1 protein-coding gene is annotated in these 701 nt (G+C 46.2%); it reads left to right on the top strand.

The window, feature by feature from the left end; translation table 11 throughout:
* Positions 1-701, top strand: a 701-nt coding sequence (locus tag N473_RS23110; protein WP_196766467.1) for an SdrD B-like domain-containing protein, incomplete at both ends; no start/stop codon positions are given.

Below are 701 nucleotides of genomic sequence, written 5' to 3'. Positions count from 1 at the left end.
CACAGTGACTATCACAGGCACGGATAAGTTTGGTCAGTCAGTTACCCAAAGCGTGAAAACTGACGTAAATGGTGCGTTCAGTTTTACAGGCTTGATTGAATCCAATGCTGATGGTTACACCATCACGCAGACAGTAAGTGGTATTTACCAAACAGGTAACCGTTACATCGGCTCAGGTGCGGGTGTGATCAGCAATGTCGCAAAAGTCGTTGTTGGCACAGATCCAACCCCAGCGATCCGCTTTACAGAAAAACCAAAAGCCGGTGATAAGTCAGTATCAGGTAACGTATTCTTGGATATCAACCAAGATGGGACGGTTGATCAAAATGACGCGCGATTAAAAGACATCACAGTCACCATCACGGGCACGGATAAGTTTGGTCAGGCGGTGAATACCACAACGACGACTGATGCTAACGGTGCGTTTAGCTTCACAGGCTTGATCGAATCGAACGCTGATGGTTACACCATCACGCAAACAGTAAATGGTATTTATCAAACGGGTAACCGTTATATCGGTTCAGGTGCTGGCGTGGTGAGCAATGTGGCAAAAGTCGTTGTTGGCACAGATCCAACTCCTGGAATCCGCTTTACTGAAAAGCCAAATGCGGGTGATAAATCTATCTCAGGTCGTGTGTTTGTGGACATCAACCAAGATGGTACAAACAATGGTAACGACTTTGCATTAGCTGGCATTGAGA

Source organism: Pseudoalteromonas luteoviolacea CPMOR-1 (assembly GCF_001625685.1).
In the GTDB taxonomy this organism is placed as follows: domain Bacteria; phylum Pseudomonadota; class Gammaproteobacteria; order Enterobacterales; family Alteromonadaceae; genus Pseudoalteromonas; species Pseudoalteromonas luteoviolacea_K.
This window is presented reverse-complemented; position numbering and strand designations above follow the sequence as displayed.